The organism is Brevibacterium sp. HMSC22B09, from assembly GCF_001806795.1.
Classification (GTDB): Bacteria; Actinomycetota; Actinomycetes; order Actinomycetales; family Brevibacteriaceae; genus Brevibacterium; species Brevibacterium ravenspurgense.
On sequence record NZ_KV786007.1, the window covers coordinates 129855 to 150631 of the forward strand.

The 20777-nt window shown below is 62.0% G+C and carries 21 protein-coding genes; 10 read left to right on the plus strand and 11 right to left on the minus strand.

From position 1 onward, the window contains the following. Positions 1-78 precede the first annotated feature (78 nt). The 3 genes from HMPREF3087_RS03980 (at position 79) to HMPREF3087_RS03990 (ending at position 3414) form a co-directional block, all read left to right on the plus strand. On the plus strand, positions 79-1173 hold the full coding sequence (locus HMPREF3087_RS03980; RefSeq protein ID WP_070428140.1) for an S-(hydroxymethyl)mycothiol dehydrogenase: 1095 nt from the start codon (positions 79-81) through the stop codon (positions 1171-1173). Beyond that, positions 1170-1871 (plus strand): MBL fold metallo-hydrolase, encoded by a 702-nt coding sequence (locus HMPREF3087_RS03985; protein ID WP_070428141.1) that lies wholly within the window; start codon positions 1170-1172, stop codon positions 1869-1871. The genes HMPREF3087_RS03980 and HMPREF3087_RS03985 overlap by 4 nt, the downstream gene beginning before the upstream one ends. 145 nt (positions 1872-2016) lie before the next feature. Then, on the plus strand, positions 2017-3414 hold the full coding sequence (locus tag HMPREF3087_RS03990) for an amino acid permease (protein ID WP_062020076.1): 1398 nt from the start codon (positions 2017-2019) through the stop codon (positions 3412-3414). Here HMPREF3087_RS03990 and ispF read toward each other — a convergent pair. The 3 genes from ispF to HMPREF3087_RS04005 all read right to left on the minus strand — a co-directional run bounded on the left by ispF (position 3402) and on the right by HMPREF3087_RS04005 (position 5205). Continuing rightward, entirely contained in the window at positions 3402-3881 is a 480-nt protein-coding gene (gene ispF / locus HMPREF3087_RS03995) for a 2-C-methyl-D-erythritol 2,4-cyclodiphosphate synthase (RefSeq protein WP_070428142.1), read from the minus strand. The genes HMPREF3087_RS03990 and ispF overlap by 13 nt on opposite strands. Further along, a complete protein-coding gene (ispD, locus tag HMPREF3087_RS04000) occupies positions 3878-4591 on the minus strand; it encodes a 2-C-methyl-D-erythritol 4-phosphate cytidylyltransferase (protein WP_256173027.1) in 714 nt (237 codons plus the stop codon). The genes ispF and ispD overlap by 4 nt, the downstream gene beginning before the upstream one ends. A gap of 131 nt (positions 4592-4722) precedes the next feature. Continuing rightward, positions 4723-5205, minus strand: coding sequence for a CarD family transcriptional regulator (locus tag HMPREF3087_RS04005; protein WP_019175786.1), 483 nt, complete (start codon positions 5203-5205; stop codon positions 4723-4725). Positions 5206-5419: 214 nt separating this feature from the next. Between HMPREF3087_RS04005 and HMPREF3087_RS04010 the strand changes: the two genes are divergently transcribed. Continuing rightward, positions 5420-5953, plus strand: a complete 534-nt coding sequence (locus HMPREF3087_RS04010; protein ID WP_070428144.1) for a hypothetical protein — start codon at positions 5420-5422, stop codon at positions 5951-5953. A gap of 659 nt (positions 5954-6612) precedes the next feature. On the opposite strand, the gene HMPREF3087_RS04015 is transcribed toward HMPREF3087_RS04010, so the two are convergent. Then, a complete protein-coding gene (locus tag HMPREF3087_RS04015; RefSeq protein ID WP_019175788.1) occupies positions 6613-7296 on the minus strand; it encodes a response regulator transcription factor in 684 nt (227 codons plus the stop codon). 1 nt (position 7297) lies between these two features. Continuing rightward, positions 7298-8500, minus strand: a complete 1203-nt coding sequence (locus tag HMPREF3087_RS04020) for a sensor histidine kinase (protein WP_019175789.1) — start codon at positions 8498-8500, stop codon at positions 7298-7300. Positions 8501-8674: 174 nt separating this feature from the next. On the opposite strand from HMPREF3087_RS04020, the gene phoU reads away from it, so the two are divergent. Next, a complete protein-coding gene (phoU, locus tag HMPREF3087_RS04025) occupies positions 8675-9403 on the plus strand; it encodes a phosphate signaling complex protein PhoU (RefSeq protein ID WP_070428145.1) in 729 nt (242 codons plus the stop codon). A gap of 117 nt (positions 9404-9520) precedes the next feature. Here the strand turns inward: phoU and HMPREF3087_RS04030 are convergent, their stop codons facing one another. From HMPREF3087_RS04030 to HMPREF3087_RS04050, 5 genes are all read right to left on the minus strand, one after another. Next, entirely contained in the window at positions 9521-10267 is a 747-nt protein-coding gene (locus tag HMPREF3087_RS04030; protein ID WP_061942117.1) for a phosphoglyceromutase, read from the minus strand. Positions 10268-10380: 113 nt separating this feature from the next. Continuing rightward, entirely contained in the window at positions 10381-10926 is a 546-nt protein-coding gene (locus tag HMPREF3087_RS04035) for a YbjN domain-containing protein (RefSeq protein ID WP_070428146.1), read from the minus strand. Next, on the minus strand, positions 10923-12164 hold the full coding sequence (locus tag HMPREF3087_RS04040; RefSeq protein WP_070428147.1) for a glycosyltransferase: 1242 nt from the start codon (positions 12162-12164) through the stop codon (positions 10923-10925). The genes HMPREF3087_RS04035 and HMPREF3087_RS04040 overlap by 4 nt, the downstream gene beginning before the upstream one ends. 7 nt (positions 12165-12171) lie before the next feature. Further along, complete coding sequence (locus HMPREF3087_RS04045; RefSeq protein WP_070428148.1) at positions 12172-12969, minus strand: alpha/beta fold hydrolase; 798 nt, start codon at positions 12967-12969, stop codon at positions 12172-12174. After that, on the minus strand, positions 12966-13283 hold the full coding sequence (locus HMPREF3087_RS04050; RefSeq protein ID WP_019175795.1) for a DUF2516 family protein: 318 nt from the start codon (positions 13281-13283) through the stop codon (positions 12966-12968). The genes HMPREF3087_RS04045 and HMPREF3087_RS04050 overlap by 4 nt, the downstream gene beginning before the upstream one ends. A gap of 125 nt (positions 13284-13408) precedes the next feature. On the opposite strand from HMPREF3087_RS04050, the gene HMPREF3087_RS04055 reads away from it, so the two are divergent. From HMPREF3087_RS04055 to HMPREF3087_RS04070, 4 genes are all read left to right on the plus strand, one after another. Next, positions 13409-13804, plus strand: a complete 396-nt coding sequence (locus HMPREF3087_RS04055) for a hypothetical protein (protein ID WP_070428149.1) — start codon at positions 13409-13411, stop codon at positions 13802-13804. Further along, complete coding sequence (locus HMPREF3087_RS04060) at positions 13789-14637, plus strand: hypothetical protein (RefSeq protein ID WP_070428150.1); 849 nt, start codon at positions 13789-13791, stop codon at positions 14635-14637. Before HMPREF3087_RS04055 ends, HMPREF3087_RS04060 begins: the two co-directional genes overlap by 16 nt. Positions 14638-15503: 866 nt before the next feature. Next, positions 15504-16124: a hypothetical protein gene (locus HMPREF3087_RS04065; protein ID WP_070428151.1), complete on the plus strand. Its 621-nt coding sequence runs from the start codon at positions 15504-15506 to the stop codon at positions 16122-16124. A 40-nt stretch (positions 16125-16164) separates the two neighbouring features. Continuing rightward, positions 16165-16809, plus strand: coding sequence for an ABC transporter ATP-binding protein (locus HMPREF3087_RS04070; RefSeq protein ID WP_070428152.1), 645 nt, complete (start codon positions 16165-16167; stop codon positions 16807-16809). A gap of 102 nt (positions 16810-16911) precedes the next feature. Here HMPREF3087_RS04070 and HMPREF3087_RS04075 read toward each other — a convergent pair whose 3' ends face one another. Continuing rightward, the gene (locus tag HMPREF3087_RS04075; RefSeq protein WP_256173028.1) at positions 16912-18039 is read right to left on the minus strand and encodes an FUSC family protein; all 1128 of its coding nucleotides are present in this window, start codon (positions 18037-18039) and stop codon (positions 16912-16914) included. A 71-nt stretch (positions 18040-18110) separates the two neighbouring features. On the opposite strand from HMPREF3087_RS04075, the gene pepN reads away from it, so the two are divergent. Beyond that, positions 18111-20771, plus strand: a complete 2661-nt coding sequence (gene pepN / locus HMPREF3087_RS04080; RefSeq protein ID WP_070428153.1) for an aminopeptidase N — start codon at positions 18111-18113, stop codon at positions 20769-20771. Positions 20772-20777: the final 6 nt, after the last annotated feature.

A 20777-nucleotide genomic window follows, 5' to 3' on the forward strand; every position in this document is an offset into this window, starting at 1 on the left:
CGAAGCCCGGCCTTTATTCGTGCCGAGTTTTCGGTAGCGTGGGACATGACACATCAACGACTGCTTATAGGAGTCAGCATGTCCCAGACCGTGAAGGGCATTGTCGCCTTCGCAAAGGAAGAACCCGTACAGCTAGTCGACATCGTCATCCCCGACCCCGGTCCGGGCGAAGTCGTCGTCGACGTCAAGTCCTGCGGTGTCTGCCACACCGATTACCACTACCGTCAGGGCGGAGTCAGCGACGACTTCCCGTTCCTGCTGGGACACGAATCCGCCGGTGTTGTCAGCGCGGTCGGCGAGGGCGTCGTCCACGTTGAGGTCGGCGATTTCGTCATCCTCAACTGGCGCGCAACCTGTGGTGAATGCCGCGCCTGCAAGCGCAACGAACAGCAGTACTGCTTCGCCACCCACAACGCCAAGCAGAAGATGACGCTCACCGATGGCACGGAACTCGAAGCCGCACTCGGCATCGGCTCCTTTGCTGAAAAGACCCTCGTTGCCGAACGCCAGTGCACCAAGGTCGACGAGGGCGACCCGGCCGTACTGGGCCTTCTGGGCTGCGGTGTCATGGCGGGCATCGGCGCAGCAATGAACACCGGCGAAGTCAAGCACGGCGATTCCGTGGCCGTTATCGGCTGCGGCGGCGTGGGCTGTGCCGCTATTGCCGGCGCAAAGCTGGCGGGCGCGTCCACCATCATCGCGATCGACTTCGACGACAAGAAGCTCGCCGCGGCAGAAGACCTCGGCGCAACCCACAGCTTTTCGTCAAAGGGCATGAGCGAGGACGAGGTCGTCGAGAAGGTCCGGAGCTTCACCGGCGGCTTCGGCGCTGATGTCGTCATCGACGCCGTGGGCCGCCCCGAAACCTGGCGCCAAGCGTTCTACGCCCGCGATCTCGCCGGAACGGTCGTCCTGGTGGGTGTTCCCACACCAGACATGGAGCTGACAGTCCCCTTCATCGACATGTTCGCCCGAGGCGGCAAGCTCAAGTCCTCGTGGTACGGCGACTGCCTGCCCGAACGCGACTTTCCGATGCTCACCGAACTGTACAAGCAGGGCCGCCTGCCGCTGGAGAAGTTCGTCACCGAGCGGATCAGCATCGAGCAGGTTGAAGATGCCTTTGACAAGATGGCGCGAGGAGAAGTCCTTCGATCGGTAGTGGAGTTCACATGACAGACAGCGCAGTCCGCATTGAGCGGCTCATCACATCGGGAACCTTTTCACTCGACGGCGAAACCTTTGACGTCGACAACAACGTGTGGATTGTCGGCGACGATTCCAGCGTCGTCGTCATCGACCCGGCACACAACCCGGATGCGATTGCAGAAGCGGTAGGCGAACGCGAAGTCAGCGCGATCCTGCTGACACACGGCCATGATGACCACATTCGGTACGTCTTCGACGCACAGGCCAAACTCGGCGACCCGCCGATTCTGCTCAACCCCGCCGATTCGGTCCTGTGGGACCAGGTCTTCGAGGACCGTCAGCCCACCGGCCGGATCGACGACGGCGACAGCTTCACGGTGGCCGGCCTGCGTCTGAGCGCGCTTCACACGCCGGGCCACTCCCCCGGCTCCACGTGCTTCTACATTGCCGAAGGCCTCACGGGTGCCGGACTGCCCGAGGACGTTCGGGGAACCACAGCCTCGGATGCCGAGGTGCCTGTCCTGCTGTCCGGTGACACTCTGTTCAACGGGGGCCCGGGAGCAACAGGACGGTCGTATTCGAGTTTCGACACGATCATCGAGTCGATTCGCGAACGCCTGTTCGCCCTGCCTGAAGACACGATTGTGCTGACCGGGCACGGCGATTCCACCAGCATCGGCGCGGAAAAACCGCACCTGCAGGAATGGATTGACCGCGGACACTGAGCCGCACAGCTCTGACAATCCGGGGCCGGGCGCTTGCGAGCGCCCGGCCCCGGTATTATTCAGCGGATGGGTGAACATGATCTGCGCCACACCGGCGCAGAGTGTCACCCGCGACCATCATCTGTTTTGTTCATAAAGGATTTTCATGGCCACCACCCAACTGCAGAAGCGTCTGAAGACCCGGCACCTCGTCATGATGAGCCTCGGGTCGGCAATCGGCGCGGGCCTCTTCCTCGGCGTCGGCGAAGGAATCGCCGTTGCCGGCCCGGCAATCCTTCTGGCCTATGTGGCTGCCGGCCTCATCATCATCTCGGTTATGCGGATGCTCGGCGAAATGGTTGCCGCCGACCCCAACCCGGGAGCGTTCTCCTACTACGCCGGCAAGGCGCTGGGCCCCGCGGCCGCTTTTGCCGTCGGGTGGCTGTGGTGGGTGCAGCTGTGCCTGGTCGTCGCGGTTGAGGCGACAGCCGCCGCGCAGATCATGCGCTCGGCGTTCTTCCCGGATGTTCCCCAGTGGATCTGGGTGCTGGCCTTCATGCTCATCTTCACCGTCATCAACCTCATGGGCGTTGGTTCGTTCGGCGAATTCGAATACTGGTTCAGCTTCATCAAGGTCGCCTTCGTCATCCTGTTCCTCATCGTGGTCACAGCCTTCCTGTTCGGCCTGACCCCCGGTGAATCCCCCGGTCTGAGCAATGTGCAGGGCATCGACCTGGCGCCCTCGGGCATCGGCGGCATCGGCACCGGCCTGCTCATCGTGATCTTCGCGTTCGGCGGCATTGAGATCCTCGCGGTCGCAGCAGCTGAAACAGCAGATCCGGAAACCTCTATCCGCAAGGCGATCGCGGGCATCGTGCTGCGCATCCTCGTGTTCTACATGGGTTCGGTGACGCTCATGATCCTCGCTGTCCGCTGGGACAACCCGGACCTTGCCGAAAACCCGTTCGTCACGACCCTGACGACCACCGGACTGCCGGCAGTGGGCGCCATCATGGCCATCATCATCGTGGTGGCTCTGCTGAGCTCGCTCAACGCGAACGTGTACGGAGCCTCCCGCATGGTGTTCTCGCTGGCCCACCGCGGCATGGCGCCGGCGGCCACGGGACGCGCAAACAACAGGGGCGTGCCGATTCCAGCGATCATGGTGTCGGTTCTCATCGGCTTCGCATCCGTGCTGGTCAACGCCTTCAACCAGGACAATGTGCTGTTCATCGGCCTCAACGTGGTCGGCTCAACACTGCTCGTGACCTGGATCGCGACCGTGGCCAGCCACATCGTCCTGCGCCACCGCGCCGAACGCGACGGCACCCCGCTGCCCATGAAGATGTGGGGCTACCCGGTCCTGTCGTGGCTGACCGCGGCCGCTCTGCTGGCCGTCATCGTGCTGGGCATGTTCGCTCCGGACACCCGCACGCAGATGCTGTGGACGTTCGGCATCTTCGCCATCGTGTGGCTGATCGGCGTCATCGTGACGCGCGGTAAGTCAGTTGAGGAAGTCACCGGCGGCGATGAACTCGCACCGGACGAACCTCACGCCTGGTAAACCAGAGCGGTCGCCACAGCGGCGACCCCTTCACCTCGACCGGTGAAGCCCAAACCGTCAGACGTCGTGCCGGACACCGTCACCGGCGCGCCGGCGGCAACACTCAGCATCCGCTGGGCTTCGGCCCGGCGGGTGCCTATTTTGGGGCGAGTGCACACGGCCTGCACCGCGATGTTGCCAATGGAAAATCCGGCTTCGCGCACCAGGCGGGCGGCTTCTTTCAGCAGTTCAGCACCGGATGCTCCGGCAAGTTCCGGGCGGTCAACACCGAAGTGCGCGCCCAGATCGCCGATGCCGGCGGCAGAGAACAGAGCGTCACAGCATGCGTGAGCAACCGCATCGGAATCCGAGTGCCCCTCCAGGCCCGGCCCGGCGTCTTCCCACAGCAAGCCCGCCAACCACAGGGGCCGCTGTGGGTCGTCCGAAAAAGCGTGGGTGTCAAAGCCGATTCCCACCCGCATTGTCATTCTCCTTGCAGTCGAGCGCGCGCTGTGCGCAGATCTTCGGGGTACGTGATTTTGTGTGCCGCTTCTGCCCCCGGCACTCCCCTGGCGGGAATGCCGATGGCTTCCAGGAGCCCCGCATCGTCAGTTGCCGAAAGACCGGTCTGGCGAGCGTGCCGGTGAGCCGCGCGCAGGTCTTCCGTGCGGAACCCCTGCGGGGTCTGGACTCGCCTCAGCTGGGAACGGTCAACGGGAGTCGCGAGGTCTTCCACTGACGAGGTGCCGCTCGCCACTGTCCTGATGGTGTCGGCTACCGGGAGGGTCGGCACAACATTGCGCTCGCCGGCGCGCAGAGCATCGATCACGCGGATGAAGACCTCGTTTGGGGTGAGCGCGCGAGCTGCGTCGTGCACAAGGACGAAGCTGGGGCTGGCGGTTTCGAGCCGCGCCAGAGCGGCAGCGACGGAATCTGTGCGCTCAGCACCGCCTTCAACGACCGCAACCAGACTGCGTGAGACATTGAGCGAGTCGCATTCGGCGTCTGCGATGGCGCGCGCTTCTTCCAGCAAGTCCGCGGGTGCGGCAATAACGGTGAGCCCGCAGCCGGCACGAAGACCAGAGCGCAGGGACCACGCCAAGAGCGTGCGGCCTGCCAGTTCAACGAAGGCCTTCGGACGGTCAGCGCCCAAGCGCGTACCGGACCCGGCGGCGGGAATGATGAGAGCTGTCTCCACGACAGCAATGGTAGCCGGCGGCAGCGACATGGCGGCTGCTGGCGGTGGCGACGCCAGCCCGGGGAAACAGCCGGCACAGAAGCACACAGCCCGCGCTCAGAACATTCTGAGCGCGGGCCGTGTAACAGAAATCAGGAAGCGAGAACCTCGTCAAGCATTGCTTCGGCTTCGTCTTCTTCCTTTTCCTTGGCCAGAGCCAGTTCAGAAACAAGAACCTGACGTGCCTTGGCAAGCATGCGCTTTTCACCAGTCGAAAGTCCGCGGTCCTGTTCGCGGCGCCACAGGTCGCGAACAACTTCGGCAACCTTGATGACGTCGCCGGACTGGAACTTTTCGAGATTGGCCTTGTAGCGGCGTGACCAGTTGGTGGGCTCTTCTGCAACTTCAGCGCGCAGAACTTCAAAGACCTTTTCCAGACCCTCTGCGTTGACGACGTCGCGAACACCGACGAGGTCGCAGTTTTCAGCAGGGACTTCGATTGTCAGATCGCCGTGCGAAACCTCAAGCTTGAGGAAGACGGTTTCTTCACCCTTGATCTTGCGGGTATTCACTTCTTGGACAGTGGCTGCACCGTGGTGCGGGTAGACGACGGTGTCTCCAACCTGAAAACTCATACTCTTTAGTCCCCTTTCGGTGACCCATCTTACCACGACACTTTCCGCAAATTGGGCGGCCGTGGCCCACAGTGTGATATAGCGCTCTACTGGCACTTTCAGAGGACCATGGGAGATTCCATACTGAATCCTGTGACCCGAGTTTCGGACCGTTGACAAAAACAGGTACGATGCGGTCAGAGGCTTAGCATTTCTTCTTCTAGGAGCTTTAATCGTGAAAAGGCTGACCCGCTTCGGCGCTGTCGCGCTCGCAGCAGCCCTGGTTGCACCCCTCACCGGCTGTGCCGCACTGATCTCTTCTCAGCAGACCGCCAAGTACCACTACAACGGTGGCGACGGCGCGGCCACCTCGATTGACGGTGTGGACGTTCGCGGCATCCTGCTCATCTCAGACGAAGACCAGGAAAAAGCCCAGCTGTTCTACACGCTGGTCAACAACAGCGAAGAAACCGCCGAAGTCTCGATTGAGGCCGGCGACAAGACCGTCAAGCAGACCGTCAAAGCTGGGGACACTTTCTCGCAGGACCCGCAGAACCCCAACGCTGAAGGCGACAAGGAAGTCATCGTCACCGGCCTGAACCAGGAAACCGGCACGCTCGTCGACGTCACGGTCACCGTCAACGGCAACTCCGAAGACGTGCAGACGCAGATCCTCGACGGCAGCCACTGGTACTACAAGACCCTGGAGCCCACCAGCGAACCGTCCGCCAACGCCGACACCACCACGGACAGCACCACCGGACAGTGAAACCGGTGAGTCTGCTCCCACAGCAGGCAGGTTCTTAACCACAGGCTTACAGCAGAGGTCCCCGAGCGATTGTCGCTCGGGGACCTCTTGCATGTGGCGCCGCCTCGACAACCAGAGCAAACCAGACCGGCACAAGCCCCACCTCGGCGGCGCGGGTGCACACTCCCCACCTCCGCCTCGGCAAAAGCACCCCTAAGCAAGAAAAACACCCGATAGCCGCACACAAACACCCGATAGCCGGAATCTGCGCGAAAACAGCCACTGCTAAAGCGTGGATCCGTCGCTAAAGCGTGGGCGACCGCCCACAGGAGGCAGCACAAGGGAATGCCTAAGTGGAATTCGGGTCCCAGCACAAGCCCCACCTCGGCGGTGCAGGTGCACCCTCCCCACCTCCGCCTCGACAAAAACACCCGTAAGCAACAAAAACACCCGTTAGCCGCACGCAAACACCCGATAGCCGGAATCTGCGCGAAAACAGCCACTGCTAAAGCGTGGATCCGTTGCTAAAGCGTGGGCGACCGCCTAAAGCAGAGGCCCCCGAGTGGAGTTCCACTCGGGGGCCTCGCCGTTGGCTTCGTCTCAGCCCGTTGGCACTTTGTTCAACCAGCCAACTGTCTTAGTTCAGTCCTAATGGGCGCAGCCGCTCAGACTGCAAAGCCTCAGTCTTCGAACTTGTAGCCCAGCCCGCGCAGTGTTGTCAGCAGCTTGGGTTCGGAGGGGTTGACCTCGATCTTGGCGCGCAGACGCTTGATGTGCACGTCGAGGGTCTTGGTGTCGCCCACGTAGTCGGAACCCCAAACCCGGTCGATCAGCTGACCGCGCGTCATAACGCGACCGGCGTTGCGAACCAGCATTTCCAGAAGCTCGAATTCCTTCAGCGGCAGCTGCATTTCCTCACCGCGCACCGTGACCACGTGACGGTCAACATCCACGCGCACACCGCCGGCTTCGAGAACGTCGTCGAATTCATCGTCAACAGACGCTGAACCACGGCGCAGAACAGCGCGAATGCGCGCCAGAAGTTCGCGCGAAGAATACGGCTTCGTCACATAGTCATCCGCGCCGAGCTCCAGACCCACAACCTTGTCGATTTCGGCGTCCTTTGCGGTGAGCATGATGATCGGCACGTTCGACTTGCTGCGAATAGTGCGGCAGACTTCAGTACCCGGCAGACCGGGCAGCATGAGGTCCAAAAGCACCAGGTCTGCCCCGCCGGTCTCGAATTCCTCGACCGCCTTCTTGCCATCAGCAGCCACAACAACGTCGTAGCCTTCGCGACCCAGCAGGTAGGACAGCGGGTCCGACAGCGACTCTTCGTCTTCGACGAGCAGAATCTTGGTCAACTCATGCCTTTCTCTCGTGACCTTCGACAGACATTCCGTCCGAGGTCTTGTTTTCCGGCGGCTTCAGAAGCCGAACATTATCAGCCGGCGCGGCCGGCAGGATGATGGTGAAGGTAGACCCTTCACCGGGACGACTCCACACGTCGATGCGGCCGCCGTGGGTGGCCACGATGTGCTTGACGATCGACAGACCCAGTCCGGTGCCGCCCGTATTGCGCGAACGCGCCGGATCAACCCGATAGAAGCGCTCAAAGATGCGTTCGGATTCTTCTGGGGAAATGCCGATCCCGTGGTCGGTGACGGTGATCGAAGCATCGCCGTCCGCAAACTCCACGCTGATGCCCACAGAAGTGCCGGAGTTCGAATAGTTGACCGCATTGTCAATCAGATTGCGCACCGCATTGACCAGAAGGTCAAACGAACCCTGCACAGCGGTTCCGGGGCTGCCGGAGAATGACAGTTCGATGCCTTTCGCTTCGGCATTCGTCCGCGCCCGATCAACAGCCTCCTGCACGACGTCGTCGAGCTCGACCCGGGCAGTTGATTCCAGCTGTTCGTTGTCCTGTACGCGGGAAAGGTTGATGATCTCCTGGACAAGCTGCGCCAGGCGAGCAGATTCCTTCTGAAGTTTGCCGCCGAAGCGCTGCACGGCTTCGGGGTCGTCCGAAAAGTCGGTAACGGCTTCTGCCATGAGGGAGATCGCGCCGATGGGTGTTTTGAGTTCGTGTGAAACATTCGCCACGAAGTCGCGTCGGACAGCGTTGATGCGGTGGGACTCAGTCTGGTCGTCACACAGCACAAGAACATAGGCCTCTGCCAGCGGAGCAACGCGAGCGTGCAGATAGCGGCGGCTCTTTTCATCCGACCCGCGCTGAGTTTCAAAGTCGATCTCTTCGATCAGACCACGCACACGCACTCGCGCAACGGCTTCGCGCAGCTGCGGCGCGGCCAGCACGTGACCGCGAACAAGACCAAACGTGTAGGCGGCAGGCGATGCCTTCGTGACATCGTCACCGGCGTCAATGACAATTGCCGCGCTGGGCAGAACAGCAAGGACTTCGGCAATGCCGTCAGGAAGTTCATCGTCCGAGTGCAGGGATGCGGACGACCACGAGCTTTCGGACATGCGGAACGCAAGAATCCCGGCGATGCCCAAAATGAGGCCAACTCCGCCGGTGATGAGCGAAATGATCAACACGTCCACACTGACAGCCTAAACGGATGGTGACGCGGGTTCTATCTGAAAGCGACGGAGTTGACGATATTTCCCGTGGTATTCATATTGGAGACAGGCTCGTTTAACTCCCGCTTGAAAACGTTAACTTGATTCGTGTGGGTGTACAGTGCCTCACGTAGAACTTCAAGGAAAGGACCTCGAGTGCGCGAAGCCTTCCGCAATGAACTCGAATCCATCGCCGACGGACTCGTCGAAATGGCCGAAAAGGCCACCGTGGCTATGGAGGGCTCAGTTCAGGCTCTCTTGGAAAACAACCTCGAACTCGCTCAGCAGGTGATCGCCGCAGACGATTCGATCGACGGCATGCAGGCGTCCCTGGACCGCCGTTCAGCAGAAGTGCTGGCCCTCCAGGCCCCCGTTGCCGCTGATCTGCGCGCTGTCATCGCGGCGCTGAAGATGTCGGTTGCCATCGAGCGCATGGGCGACCTCGCCCGCCACATCGGCTCGCTCGTTCGCATCCGCCACCCCGAACCGGCTCTGCCGGAGCAGTTCCGCGACGTCTTCACCCACATGGGCACGACCGCGGTCCGCATCGGCAACGCTCTGGTTCAGCTGCTGAGCGAACCCGGCACTGCAGCCGTGCCGATGATCGCCGCCATCGACGAAGAGCTTGACACTCTTCACCTGCGAGTGTTCACCATCATCGGCGAACTGTCCCAAGGCGAAATCTCGCCCAGCCAGATTGCCGATGTCACGCTGATCTCCCGCTACTTCGAGCGCTTCGGCGACCAGGCCGTCAACGTGGCACACCGCGTTGAATACCTGCTGACCGGTTCGTTCGAACCGACGCTGTCAACCCTTCACGACTCCGAACCGGCCCGCCGTGAAGCTGAACTCGCCGACATCCGCGCTCAGCGGGACGAAGCCTGAGCATCATAGGATCAACAGCAGACTGCTGAACGCATAAGGCCCGGTGTCCTGACGGACACCGGGCCTTTGCGTTGATGCTGAACTTCAGCGCACTGAACTTCAGCGCCGAAGCTCAGCTCACTTCTTGCCCTGGGCTGCGACCGCGGCAGCGGCTTCTGCTGCGGCTTCCGGGTCGAGGTAGCGACCACCGGGGGTCACCGGCTTGAAGTCTTCGTCGAGTTCGTAGTGCAGCGGAATGCCGGTGGGGATGTTGAGTCCAACAATCTCTTCGTCGCTGATGCCGTCGAGGTGCTTGACGAGCGCACGCAGCGAATTGCCGTGTGCGGTGACCAGAACCGTGCGTCCCAGCTGAAGGTCCGGGACGATCGAGTCGTACCAGTACGGCAGCAGACGCTTGATGACGTCCTTGAGGCATTCGGTGCGAGGAATGGCCGAGCCCAGGTTTGCGTAGCGAGCTTCGCCTGCCTGCGACCATTCCGAGCTGTCGTCGAGTTCCGGCGGCGGAGTGTCGAACGAACGACGCCACGTCATGAACTGCTCTTCGCCGAATTCGTCGCGCACTTCGGCTTTGTTCTTACCCTGCAGGGCACCGTAGTGGCGTTCGTTCAGGCGCCAGGAGCGCTTGACATCGATCCAGGATCGATCAGCGGTTTCCAGTGCCAAGTTCGATGTGATGATGGCGCGCTTCAGGCGCGAGGTGTGCAGGACATCGGGAGCGAGCCCCGCTTCTGTCAGCAGCTCACCGGCCCGGGCGGCTTCGGTGCGGCCCTTATCAGTGAGGGTTACGTCAACCCAGCCGGTGAAGAGGTTCTTCTTGTTCCATTCGCTTTCGCCGTGGCGCAGCAGCACGAGGTTGTAAGTCATGTCTCTATTCTTCCATGCGCGGGTCTCGCTCGGCGGCATCATCCGCAGGGCCGCCGTTGACAGTCTCAGACAGCGTCAGTTTCAGCTGAAATCAGCCACGGTCGCTGTCATTCTCACTGGCTGTTTTCGTCACCTGTTTCGGTGAACGTGCCGATGAATTCGTTGTCGTCAGTATCCAGCAGGTGCTTAAACGCTTCGAGGTTGCGGGTGGATTCGCCGCGGGCGATCCTCCACGCCCATTCGCGCTTCATCGAGGTGAGGAAGCCGTGGACCAGAAGGTCATTGAAGCTGCCGTCGGAGACCGTGAGGATTTCGCCCATCACCTGGTCGATGATTTCAGGCGTCCACGCTGAGGCCGGGATCGACGCACGCAGGTAGACATCCCCGTGCGGGTCGAGGAAGAACGACACGAGGTGGAGGATCTGGTTGCGCCGCAGCATCCACCTGTAGAACGCGGCATGGTTTTCGTCAGGCCTGCGCATGAGGAACGCCTGCAGGTCGACTCGACTGGGCGTGAAGCGCACCGACACGGTGGTTTTGAGCTTCTTTTCGCCCGGCAGCGTGACGACCAAGTGGCCGACGTCGACCACATCGAATTCGACCTCCGCGTCTTTGGCCCAAGTGACCAGGGCAGATGCTGTTTCTTCGATCGACGTCATTCGTTCCTCCCCGCAGGCTTTCCACCCGCTCTGGCAACAGTGAGTGCTTCCATTACCTTCTCAGCACAGGCCTGCCACGTAAACCTCTGTGCGCGCTTGTGCGCCGCCCGCCCCAGGCGATCACGCAGCCCAGCATCGTCGAGCAGCCGTGCGAGCTCCTCGGCCCACAGCCGGTGGTCCCGCTTAGCCAGCAGAATTCCCGTTGCCCCGCTGTCGACGATGACCTCCAGCCCGCCCACGCGCGAGGCGAGAACCGCGCGGCCGGCGGCTGACGCCTCGGCGGCGACAAAGCCGAAGGACTCCGAGCGCGACGGCACGATCACCACGTCAGCCGCCCTGTACCAGTCGGCGAGCTCTTCTGCCGGCACGGGCTCGCGGATCTCAAGAACCTCAGCAACCCCGAGCCTCTCGGCCAGTTCGGTGTACACGCTGTCGTGTGCGTCCCCGGATGCCGCGCCCAGCTGGACCATGCGCGTGCGGCTCGCCAGGTCCGGCCGCAGAGCACGCAGCGATGCGAGGGTTTCGATCGCCAGATCGGTTCCCTTGACGCGCTGCATGCGGCCGACACCCAGAACCAGCAGGTCGGCGTCCACGCCCACCCGGCTGCGCGCTTCGGCTTGGTCGCCGGGGGTGAAGATGTCTGCGCGCACTCCCGGCGGCGCCGTGAGCACTCTGTCGGCCGCCGCCCCCAGGAGTTCCTGCGCGTCTTCGGCTTCTGCCGGGGTGTTGGCCACGATGGTGTCGGCCGTCTGCGCGATCCGCCGTTCGGCTTCCAGCCTCTGGGCCGGTTCGCTGTGCCCCGGGAAGTCACGCTCCTTAACCGCCGCCATCGTGTGGAACGACACTGCGGTCGGTTTGTGCGGCTTCGCGCGCAGGGCTGCGTCGGCTGAAATCCAGTAGTGCGCCCACACGCACTCGGCGGCACGGTAGTCGGGGTGTTCGCTCAGCTGCCGGGCCAGGATGTCGATGTCGGCTGCGAGTTCCTCTTTTGTCTGGGCTCTCGTCTCCAACAGGTGGGCACGGATTCCGGGACCCAGTTCACGAGGTGCCTGCTGGCCCCCGCTCTGCAGCTGCGGGTCCGCTGTGAAGATGTCGACGGTGTGCCCGGCGGCCGCGATTTCCCGGGCCACGTTGAGGGCGTACACGTTCAGTCCCCCGGCATCACCGGCACCGGGTTGGGCAGCCGGGGACGTGTGCAGGGATATGAGTGCCAAACGGCGAGCGGATGAGTTCGGCATCGGCGGCTCAGCTGCCAAAGAACTCACCCAGTATGCGGCGCACGTCCTGGCGGCCGCGCCACAGGATGGAGCCGCGCGGCAGAACTTCGAGGCGCGCGCTGGGAAACGCCGCCGCATATTTCTGCGCGACTTCAACAGGGTGGCTGTTGTCGTCCTCGTGGGTCAGCACAAGAACTTCGCCTGCGAAGTCTGCTGCGCCGGCCGGGTTGTCGACAGCCGTCTGGCGTGCCAGGCCGATGCCGTCTTTGAGGTCGGTGGTCATGATGGCCCGGGCTCGCCCGCGAGCGAACTGCTGGGCTTCCGGCATCTGCCGCACTTCGGGTGCTTCGCGTTCCAAAAGAGCATGGGCGAGGCCGTCTTCGTCACCGGATTCGACATAGCCGCGCAGCATCGTCGTGTACGCCTCAAAGTTCTCCATGAGGTGTTCGGGCGGCGCGGTCCACGAGGCCGGGAGGACAAAAGCGACCTTTTTCAGACTGCGTGCAGCCGGATGCCCGTCAGTGATGAGCCGGGCGAGCGCGCCCGCACTCATGGAAACCCCGAGTGCGCGATCAGCGTCAGTGCGCTCAAGAACACCCGCGAGCGCACGAGCGAGCATTGGATAGTCCCACCCGGGCCCGGGCGATGGGTTGCCTCCGTGGCCGGGCATGTGGGGAAAGACTTTTGTGCCGCGGATGCCCGTTGCGAAGGGCCTGGTGTCGCGGATGCTGCCGCCGAAGCCGTGCGCGAAGACGGTTGTGGGCTCACCCGAGCCGATGATGGCCGTGTAGTGCTCTTCCGCGCCGGGCAGAATCGCGCGCGTCATCGTTTATCGCGGCGGGGCTGGACGGCGCGCAGCTTCTTGGCCATGTCGCCCAGATAGATGCCGGCGGCCACGATGCTGGCAATGCCGAGCAGGCCAAGACCACCCGTGCCGCCGGTAATCGGCAGGTTGACAAACGCCAAAGCCGCGGCCACACCCAGGATGATGCACCACAGCGCCTTAGAGTGGCGGTCAATGGCTTTGTAGGCCTCGTCAGAGAATCGCAGCGAGTCAATGAACGCGATCGTCGTCAAAGCGAAGACGCCCACCTGGATGAGCATCATGATTCCCAATTGGATATTCCCGAGCACCTGCATGCCGCCATTCTAGACGGGCGCAAGACCATGGACCGCAGCATCCAAATAAAACGCTAAACGAAGCATTGACGTGACTCAAGCCATACATTTACTATTCTGGTTTAAGGAACTTCAAAGGAGAAGGCATGAACAAAAACTTTCTGAACAGATCCATCGCCGTCGCATGCGGTTTCGTCTTAGCTCTATCCGGAATTTCTGCGGCTTACGCTGGCGGCAAACTCACGGACTACAACACAACCGTTAGCAAGTTCAATGGCAGCGGGTATAGCGGCTACCAAACGAAATCCGTTTCCAGCAAGGCTGGCCGACTCGAATCCAAGTCTGTTGGAGGAAGATACACAGTTGACGCGCGAATGAACGCTGCTTCCGGTACGGGCCCCTGGGTGCGGAGGATAAACGACAACGATCACAGAGATCTGCCTAACGGAGTCGGGGCTAAAAAGAAGACTCGTGTGCAGTTCAGCACCAACCTCACAACCCGAGTGAATGTCCAAGTCTCAGGAAAGTGGAAGAGCAACTGAAACACGCAATAGTCAGCGTTTTTCCCCAGCGAGTATTTCCAGCGCTCGCTGGGGAAAAGCCTCTCTCAGCAGCCAATGTCAAGCGATTTGCGCCGACCGCTGCGGTCGGCATTCTCATCGCCTTCACTCCTGTGCTCTATGGTTCACTAGCGGCACCGTCGAACGTCATCGCCGATCCGGCTGATCTTTTCATTTTTTCGATCGGCAACGTTCTGCCGCTGCTGTTCGTCTTCTACGCAGCGCTTCTCTATGTGCCCGTCGTGCTCCAGGAGACTCAAGCCGCTGGATGGATGCCGATCATCGCTCGCCGGGGACGGAGTTCCTATGTTGGAACCCACGTTGTTCGCTCAGCTGCGATAGGAGCACTTGCGTTTGGCTCAGCTATCGGGTTGGCCGCAATGTGGGCCTTTGCCATTGCACCCGCATTCGACCAGGTCGCCTTCATGCCAGAACAACGGGTTCTTCCAGTGGCAGAAGACATGACATTCAGCCAGTTTGCGCACACAGGAACCTGGAAATTCGTCGTCTTCATGATTTTCTGGACTGCTTTCCACGGCATGCTCTATACGGTTCTCTTCACAGCACTGGCAATGCACCTGCGCAATCCATTCCTGGCGCTGCTCCTCGGCCCCGCAGTTGTTTTTCTGATCGGCACCGCTCTGGCAATCGCACAGCTGGAGATGTTCATGCCTGACAACGCTGTGCTGCCGACCGGGCTGGAACAGGGACCACTCCACGAGCCGGTCATAACAACCTGCGTCGTACTGCTCACGGTCCTCGGCACGGTCGGCTTTACGCTGTGGTCTCCTCGCTTACCCCGGGCGCTGCAATGAAATCGGCGCACGCTCGGCGCCCCCAGAGCACAGCTGCGCCGATTCGCTTTTCTCAAGTACTGCCCGGTCCCGAAGTTCTGCGAAAAGCCAGTCTCATCTTTTTAGCGAGCGCTGGGGTCTATTTTGTCTTCGGTCTTGTTTTTCCTCCTATCCCTACAGATGCGCGGGTTTCTTTTTGGGAGTCGGTTGTTGCGGGTTCGCATGACCCGTACCCCCTGCTGTATGCAGTGTGGCCAGTTTTGATCATCGCCAGCGCGACTGGCCAGCAGAGCTCCATGTCTCCCTTGCGAATTCTCCGGCGGGGCACAGTGAGGGCGGCCGTTGCCTCGGAGGCGGTCACCGGTGCATTCGCAGGGCTCGCTGCAGGTGCGGGAGCTGCGGTCGGCTCTGCAATCACTGCGACAGGAAACGGTCTAAGCCTGTCATGGAGCAGCTTCGCCACAATCCCCGGTGACGCCGATGGGTCACAGGTGCTCAGCGCATTCGCACTCGCAGAAACTCCAGTCCTCAGCGCACTCCTCGTTCCGCTATTCGCATGGGCTGGAACCTTGGCGGCTGCTGCCGCAGGGCTCGCAGTGGCGTACCGTGTCTCAGTTTTTGCACACAGGATTTCAGCCGCCTGCTTGATTCTTCTGCCACCCGTCCTATTCCGGGCAGAGTTCCTTCCGCCAACGGTGAATCCGATCTCTTTTCTTTTGCCGATACATCCGGCCGTAAACGGCCTGAGCGTTTGGATATACCCCTGCATCGCCTTCAGCATCGCGACATTAACTGTCATACAGGCCGGAGCTGGAATCCACACCGCCCTTCGAGTCCTTCGAACACCTCGAAGCGTGTGGTTTCTTACAGCACTCGCTCTAGCCTGGATGCTGTTGCTGCTCGCATCCCCAGAAGACACAGCGGCGGATGCGCTGTTCTACGGAACGTCGCCTGCCGGACTGTCCTTCGTCCACTGGGCTTATGGCGTCACCGTCTGGCTGGGACTGGCGATGGTCTCGCTTGTCCGCTGGTCCGGGTGGGTCCTTCCCCGATTCTCTCTTGTAGCCCTTCGGCACGGAACAGCGTCACGCGTACTGATCCGCGAACTGGTGACCGACACGGCGCGCACACTCGTTTCAGCTTCGGCCTTTGTGCTTCTCTGCGCAGCCAGCGGCATGATCTACGGCCTCACCCCGGCTGTCTGGACCGACTGGCTCGCAGTCGTACTCGGCGGGACTGCCAGCTCCATGGCAACGATCATGTTGGCCCTGGCCGCAGTATGGGCGACTTCGCGAATCGGTTCTGCCGCGCTCGTCCTAGTTGCGGCAGGAGCATCCACTTTGCCCGCGGCGAACCCGCTATGGCCTGCACCTTCCGCAACCGGTTTTCTAGGTGCTTGGGAATCCTCCTGGACCGCGGGCGCCTCAGCAATCAGCTTCTGCAGCAGTGCTGCCCTGCTGATTCTGATCTCCAAATTCAGACCTCTGCCAGAAGCAGACAGACACTGACCTGCTCTCCCTCACCCGACTACATCGAACGGTGGAAACCATGAATCAGCCGCTTGTGCACATCGACAACGTATCCAAGTCCTTCAAAGGCACAGAAATCTTTCGATCAGCGTCAATGGAGATCGAGGAAAACCGAATCCACGGTCTTCAAGGCCCTAACGGCTCAGGGAAATCAGTCCTATTCAAAATGATCGTCGGACTGCAGCGGCCCGATTCCGGAAGCATCCGATTGGACCAAAGCCTCAGAAGTCCCCGCGCTGATTTCCCGACCGAAGTCGGGGTCGTGATCGACCGTCCGGCCTATCTTGGCCACCTCACAGGCTTAGAGAATCTACTCGATCTGGCCCGCATTCGTCGGGTCATCGGCCCAGATGAGGCAGCCGCGGCAATGGAAAGAGTCGGCCTCGACCCAAGCCTCAAACAAAAAGCTCGCAACTACTCTCTCGGCATGAAGCAAAAACTGTCTATTGCCCAAGCCTTTATGGAAGGTCAGAGAATGATCATCCTCGACGAAGCATTCAACGGGCTCGATGACAGCAGCGTTGAGCGGATCCGCACGCTCCTGCACGAGCTTCGGGAAGAAGGTCGCACTGTGCTTCTGACCAGCCACAATCAAGCAGACATCGACTCTGTGTGCCAAAACGTGTGGAAAATTGATCAGCTGCAGATTTGCCGCACCAGGTGACCGGCACCTCGTCAGCCTTGTGGTTCCACGAGGTGCCGGAAGCTCCCCGGGCCACTCCCCCGGGCACCTGGCTCACCAGGAGCCCCGGCACTCACGTGCCGGTCAGTTCTCTCCAAGTTCCGGCAGGCCCGGCAGGATGTCATCAGCTGCGGCTTCGGTCAGACCGGCAGCGCACATGAGGTCGTGCGCCAGCGGGCGCAGCATGAGGATGATCGTTTCGTCCAGACGGTCTTCAACAAAAGGGGCCTTGACGTCCAGGCGTGCCGCCACCGATGACAGGTACTCTTCGGCTGGCACGCGGGACGTACCGCGGCGCAGCGCAATGCCGAGCATCGAGCTGCCCTCGGCGAGCGCATCGATAAGACCTGAGATCTCCGGCCTGGCCGCGCCCGTCTGCGTCAGCGTGATCGACCGGCGCGCCACAATCCTCACCATGCGCATGGAGCGGTCGGCATACTCAGCGGCACGTGCCAGACGATTGACTTCGGCGGCGTAGCGGCGCGACCGCGCGTTGATGCGAGTGGCTTCCTTCGACACGTTGACCGAACTGTGCCACTGGTCAACAAAGCTCTGGGTGTCACGCGCCCGTTCCAGCGCGCGCTGCGCCGCTCCTGTGTCCGCCGTTCGGATGCTGCGCGAAATGGCCTGCAGAATCTCAGAGATCTCATCCAGCAGAGACGCCGCTCGGTCTCGCGGGGCCTTGCGCGCGTCGTGCGGCACGATGAGGCTCATGAGGATTGCGACAGACGCGCCGACAGCAGCGTCGACGGTTCGATCAAAGGGATATGCATTCAGCGCAGGTGGAACCGTGACCACGTAGATGGACTGCACACCGATCTGCGTGATGAACAGCGGGCCGGAATTGATGAGCGCGCCCACGAGGATGCCGCAGAACATGACCAGAGCCATCTGCCAGATGCCCGTGCCGAACAGCGACAGCACCACCTCGCCGGCCAGCACACCGAAAATCGCTCCGATGCCGAACTCTGTGGCCCGCCGCAGACGACGGTCTGTGACAACACCCGTTCCCACGGTTGCGGCGACGGCCGCCAAGAACGGGTACTGGTGGCCAAGCACCAGCAAACAGAACGAATACGCCACAACAGCGCCGATGACCACCTGCAGATACTGGCTGAAGTTCGCCTTGATGCGGCGCAGACCCAGCCGAGCGCGCAGCCCCACATACGAACCCACGCGTCTGGCCCGCGACGGCTGCTTGACTGTACTCACTGACGCACCTCCTCCTGAAGTCTATATATCCACCTTCAGCGAAATATGAAAAGCTGTTCGGCGGAGGACCAATGACATCAAATCTCACTCGCAAAGAAGCACAAGAACGAGCACGTCTGCTCACCCTCGACACCTACCGCGTCAGCCTCGACGTGTCCGGTGCACCCAACCGTGATATCCCCACCTACGACTCCGTGACCACCGTGACGTTCACCGCGGCGGAAGACGCCACGACGTTCATCGACATCATCGCCGATTCGGTGTACGCCGTCAGCATCAACGGACAGGACCTCGATCCGGCTTCGGCCTTCGACGGCTTCCGCGTGACCTTCCCCGTCACTGCCGGACACAACGAACTGACCATCGGAGCGAAAGCGCTGTACTCGCGCTCCGGTGAGGGCATGCACCGATTCTTCGACCCGGCAGACGACAAGGTCTACCTGTACACGCAGTACGAACCGACCGACGCCCGCCGGGTGTTCGCCAACTTCGACCAGCCGGACCTCAAGGCCGTATTCGAATTCGACGTGACCGCCCCGTCAGACTTCACGGTGCTGTCCGGCGGAGCAGCTCAGCACTCCGAAGAGGTCGCCAAGGACATCACGCGGCACAGCTTCGCGCCCACCCTGCGCCAATCGAGCTACATCACGTGCGTGTGCGCCGGCCACTACGTCGAACTCACCGACACCTACACCCGTGCCGGTGCCGGCGAAAACGGCGCAGACCTCACCATCCCCCTGGGTCTGTACGCCCGGGCCAGCCTCGCCGACCACATGGACCCCGAATCCATCTTCACGGTCACGAAGCAGGGCCTGGACTTCTTCATGGACTTCTTCGACTACCCCTACCCGTGGGGCAAGTATGACCAGATCTTCGTGCCCGAATACAACCTCGGCGCCATGGAGAACCCCGGCCTGGTGACATTCACCGACGACTACCTGTTCCGCGACGCCGTCACTCGCCGCCAGCTGGAAGGCCGCGCCAACGTCATCCTGCACGAAATGGCGCACATGTGGTTCGGGGACCTGGCAACCATGACCTGGTGGGACGACCTGTGGCTCAAAGAGTCCTTCGCCGACTACATGGGCGGACTCGCCCTGGCCGAAGCCACTGAATTCGACGACGGCTGGGTGTCCTTCGCACTGTCGCGCAAAGACTGGGCGTACCGCCAAGACCAATACCCCACAACCCACCCGATCGTGGCCGACATTCCCGACGTCGAAGCCGCAAAGCTCAACTTCGACGGCATCACCTACGCCAAGGGCGCTTCCGTGCTCAAACAGCTGGTCGCCTACGTGGGCATTGACGCCTTCCGCGAAGGCTCCCGCCAGTACTTCCGCGACCACGCCTACGGCAGCACCACGCTGGAGGACTTCCTGTCCGCACTCGATGCGGCAGCACCGGACCGGGACGTACGAGGCTGGGCTCAGGCTTGGCTGCAGACCACCGGCATGAGCGAAATCGGCATCGACCTGGACGTCGACGCAGACGGCACCATCACCGCCGCCAAGGCCTACCAGCGCAACTGCGACGGATCCGACGTGCTGCGCCCGCACACCATGCGGGTGGGCATCTTCACCAAAAACGGTGCGGCCCTTGACCTCACGGACATGTTCACGCTGGACTTCGACACGGCAACGGCCGATGTCCCCCAGCTGATCAGCAAGCCCGCCCCCGACCTCCTGCTGGTCAACCACGGCGACGACGACTTCGTCAAAATCCGTCTGGACGAACGCTCGACCGCTACGGCGCTGCGCCACGTCAGCCGCCTGGCAGACCCCATGGACCGGGCGCTGGTCTGGTCGGCACTCACCAACGCCGCCCGCGACGGGCTGCTGCCCGTGACAGACCTCATTGAGGCCCACGCACGCTCCCTCGGCCGTGAAGACCACGCCGGCATCGCCGGCGGGATGCGCCAGACAGTGCTCGGCGCACTCGACCGATGGACGGCCGACGCCGAACACCCAGAGGCGCTGCGGTCACTGCTCGGCTCAGCCCTCGACGCCCTGGCGACGGCCCAATCTGGTTCCGACGTGCAGCTCGACCTGGCCGAACTGACACTGCTGCTGGTACAGCGCTCGACGGTGCTCACCCAACCGCACCCCGTGGATACGGCTGGGCGTCAATTGGCATCGACAGTGCTCGACGCAGAACTCGGCAGCACACTGACCGACGGGGCGGACAACCTGAAAATCGACCACTCACTGCGCTGGCTGGCACTCACCGCGCTCGTCACACAGGGTTGGGCCGACCACGAAGACATCGACGCGGAAGCAGCACTCGACAACACCGGTGCGGGAGCGCTGCGAGCACGCACAGCACGGGCGGCCATGCCTCTGGCACTGGCCAAACAGCGTGCATTCACCGCAGCCGTCGACGACCACACACTGTCCAACGACGCGCTGAGTGCCACCATCCAGGGCTTCACAGCACCGAGCGCCCTGCCGCTGTGCGAACCGTACGTGGAACAGTACTTTGAGCGACTCGAATCGTTCTGGGCTGACCACTCAATCGAAATCGCACGCCGTCTGGTGCTGGGCCTCTACCCCACGTGGGGCAAGGACCTGCAGCGCGTGCTCGACCTGACGAACACGTGGTTGGACGAACACCCGCAGGCACCCGCAGCACAGCGACGCCTGCTGGTGGAACTCGCCGACAACCAGGCCCGCGCCATCCGCCTACGGCAAGCAGGCGAAGGCGCAGACCAGGCCGGCGGCACCTCGGGAGCCTAAGAGCCC